Genomic DNA, 3242 nt, shown 5'->3' on the forward strand with positions numbered 1-3242 from the left:
CCGGCCGTCCGGGCACGCGCACCGCGGCTCGCCGCCGGGGCCCGCTCAGCGCAGGGCGGCCCCGGAGAGCAGCCCCCAGGAGGCGAGCCGTTCGGCCGCCTCGTCCTCGGCCCGGTACACCGGCTCGCCGAGCGGGCCGGCCGGCTGGTCCAGCGCCCAGCGCAGCAGGGCGGCGCCGATGTTCATCCCGCCGCCGAAACCGGCCAGCAGCACCAGGTCCCCGCGCTCCAGCCCGCCGCGGCGGTGCACCGCGTCCAGCGTGACGGCCACCGAGGCGGCGCCGGTGTTGGCGTGCCGGTCGACCGTCAGGTGCATGGTGGCGCCGGGCAGTCCGAGCTCCGGCCACACCTGGTTCAGCATCACCCCGTTGGCCTGGTGCGGGACGAAGTGCCGCACCTCGCGGGCGGGCACCCCGGCCCGCCGGAGCAGCGTGGAGACCGCGCCGGGCAGCGCCTCGTGGACGAAGCCGCGCACCGCCCGCCCGTCCATCCGGAACCAGTGCCCGCCCTCGGCGACCGTCTCCGCCGAGGCCGGCCGGCGGCTGCCGCCGGCCGCGACGCCGATCAGCCGGTGCTGGTCGCCGCGGCCCTGCAGCAGCGTCTGCACCACGCCGAGCCCGGCCGGGACGGGCCCGAGCACGGCGGCGCCCGCGCCGTCGCCGAACAGCACGGCCGTCCTCCGGTCCTCCCGGTCGAGGATCCGGGAGTAGATGTCCGCCCCGATCACCAGTCCGTACGGCGCGGCGGGGTCGGTGCCGCCGCGGAGCATCTGGGTGCCGACGGCCAGCCCGTACACGAAACCGCTGCACACGGCGTTGACGTCGAAGGCGGCCGCCCGGCGGGCGCCGATCAGGTGCTGCACGATGCTGGCGGTGGCGGGCTGCGGATGGTCCGGGGTGGACGTCGCGACCACCACGAAGGCGAGCCGGTCGGCCGTCACCCCGGCCTGCCGGAGCGCTCTGCGGGCCGCCTCGGCGGCCAGGTCGGAGGTGGCCTCGTGCGGGGCGGCGCGGTGCCGCCGGCCGATGCCCGTCCTCTCCTCGATCCATTCCGCGGTCACGCCCGCCCCGGCCGCGACCTCCTCGTTGCTGACGACCTCCGCGGGCACGTACGAGCCGGTGCCCACGATGCCGATCGGTGTCATGGTCCCCTCCTGTCGTCGGTGCGGGCCTGTCGCCGCGCGGTACGGCCCCGGCCGGGTGCCGTCCGCGCCGCTCCCCCGGGCCCGCCGGGCGGGGGTGCGCAGCACGTGCTCAGACCGCCGCCCGCACCGGCTCGGCGGGCACCAGCCGCTGCCAGCCGGCGAGTTCGGCGTGCGCGGTGAGCACCGGGTCGTCGCCGACCGCGACCGGCCGGCCCACCGCGGCCAGCAGCGGGATGTCACTGGAGTGGTCCCCGTACGCGGCGCAGCGGGCGAGGTCCACGCCTCGGACGCCGGCGACCGCCGAGGCGACCCGGCCCTTGACCGCGCCGATCACCGGGACGACCACCTCGCCGGTGAGCCGGCCGCCGCGGACCACCGGCCGGGTGCCGACCGTCCAGTCCGCCCGCAGCTGGGCGGCGATCGGGTCGAGGCAGGCGAAGAAGGAGCCGGAGACCAGGACGAGGGCGTCGCCCGCGGCCCGGTGCCGCTCGGTCGCGGCGACCGTCTCCGGCACGAACAGGTCGTCCTCGACGGCCCGTTCGAACCAGGCCTCACCGGCCGCGGCGAGCCGCTCCGCGCTCTCCCCGGCGTACAGCCGGTAGTAGGCGCGGTTGACGACCTGCCGGGGCGTGCCGGCCGCGGCGGCGGCCCGGAGGTCGGCGGTGAGCCGGGCGAAGGTGCCCTCCGGCTCGCCGCGGCGGCGCAGGTAGAACTCCAGGAAGTGGAACATGCTCTTGACCCGGACGAGGGTCTCGTCCACGTCGAAGAACGCGGCGGCGGTGCTGGACATCGGTCTCCCCCTGCTGTGCTGTCGGTCGGTCACGGGCCGGGCCGCACCGGGCGGTGCGCCCGGGCCCGCCGGGTACGCGTACAGCCTGCTAGCCGCGGATGCGTGCCAGCGAGAGGACGAACCGGGCGATCGACTCGCCGTTCTGGCGGGCGTCCACCACGACCGGCAGCTGGGTGACGGCGGCGCCGGGCTCGGCCTCGTCCAGGTCGAGCGGGCCGCCCTGGGTGTAGTAGGCGTGTTCGCCGGCCTCCGCGCCGAGCGGCTTCTCGTCGCCGAGGGTCGCCGTCAGCACCGTCCGCGGCTCCAGTTCGCCGAACCGGGCGAAGGTGACGGCCAGGTCGACCGGGAAGGTCTTGGCGGCGGACAGCCCGCGGGTGTCCAGCGCGGTGAACAGGGCGAGCTGGCGGGCGGCCTCGGCGAGCACCATGCCCGGCAGGTGGTCCTGCGGGTGGTCGAACATGCTCGGGTTGCCGGCCGGTATCCGCAGCACCGCGGTGGCGCCGCCGTCGGCGAGCCGCGGGTCGAGGAGCACCACGTTGCGCGGGTCGGCGCGGCCGACCAGGTCGGGGGCGGCCGGCAGGCCGGGGCCGCCCGTGCCGCCGGTCTGCGGCGGCAGCACCGCGGTGCTGGGGAGCGCGGCGCCGTCGCGGTTGCGCAGGCGCATCTCGCGGTAGCCGGCCGGGTCGCGGAAGCGCAGGCCGACGCCGGCCCAGCCGATCACGGTGCCGTCCACGGTGAGGTCGACGCGGTGGTCGAGCCCGGTCACCCGGCCCTCGCGGACCCGGCGGTCCGTCACCGTCACCTTGAGCACCAGGTCGAGCGGACTGTCGCCGATGGTCAGCAGCTGCGGCCGGATCAGGTGGATCCGCAGGAAGGTCAGGATGAACTTGTGGTCGGTCGGGATGCCGTGGAACAGGTGCGCCCCGGCCAGGGTGGCCTGCCGCGCGGCCTCCAGCAGCAGCACCGGGTCGTGGGTGCCGGGCCGGAGCAGGTGGTCGCCGTAGTAGGCGTGCGAGCGGGGCAGCTGGGCGGCGGCCGTGTAGTGGCCGTCCTCGTCCCCGCGCAGGTCGGTGACGAAGACCTCGCCGACGGCGTCCCGGTGGACCAGCCCGCGGTCCAGGGTGGTGGCCCAGGACAGCGGGACGGCCTCGGCCGGGTGGCTCGGTGCCTCGACGGGGGCGAGCGGTGCGGTGGTCATGCGGTTCCTCCTCGTTGCTCCTCGGATGCGGTCCAGGGGTCGGCCTGGCACCGGTGCGGCGGGCGCCCTCGGTCCGGGTGCCCGCGGCACCGGTGCCAGGCCGACCCCTGG

At 77.0% G+C, this 3242-nt stretch carries 3 protein-coding genes; all 3 read right to left on the reverse strand.

Annotated elements, in window-relative coordinates:
• Nucleotides 1-45: 45 nt before the first annotated feature.
• The gene (locus ABZ641_RS30450; RefSeq protein ID WP_344626335.1) at nt 46-1143 is read right to left on the reverse strand and encodes a ketoacyl-ACP synthase III; all 1098 of its coding nucleotides are present in this window, start codon (nt 1141-1143) and stop codon (nt 46-48) included.
• Nucleotides 1144-1252: 109 nt separating this feature from the next.
• Entirely contained in the window at nt 1253-1933 is a 681-nt protein-coding gene (locus tag ABZ641_RS30455; RefSeq protein ID WP_359986958.1) for an HAD-IB family hydrolase, read from the reverse strand.
• Between the two features lie 88 nt (nt 1934-2021).
• Nucleotides 2022-3131: a ScbA/BarX family gamma-butyrolactone biosynthesis protein gene (locus ABZ641_RS30460; RefSeq protein WP_359986961.1), complete on the reverse strand. Its 1110-nt coding sequence runs from the start codon at nt 3129-3131 to the stop codon at nt 2022-2024.
• Nucleotides 3132-3242: the final 111 nt, after the last annotated feature.

The sequence above is a fragment of the Kitasatospora sp. NPDC007106 genome (genome assembly GCF_040634455.1).
GTDB lineage: Bacteria > Actinomycetota > Actinomycetes > Streptomycetales > Streptomycetaceae > Kitasatospora > Kitasatospora arboriphila.

Coding starts and splice junctions, on each gene's coding strand:
- ABZ641_RS30450 (WP_344626335.1), bottom strand. CDS start 1,143: ATGACACCGATCGGCATCGTGGGCACCGGCTCGTACGTGCCCGCGGAG.
- ABZ641_RS30455 (WP_359986958.1), bottom strand. CDS start 1,933: ATGTCCAGCACCGCCGCCGCGTTCTTCGACGTGGACGAGACCCTCGTC.
- ABZ641_RS30460 (WP_359986961.1), bottom strand. CDS start 3,131: ATGACCACCGCACCGCTCGCCCCCGTCGAGGCACCGAGCCACCCGGCC.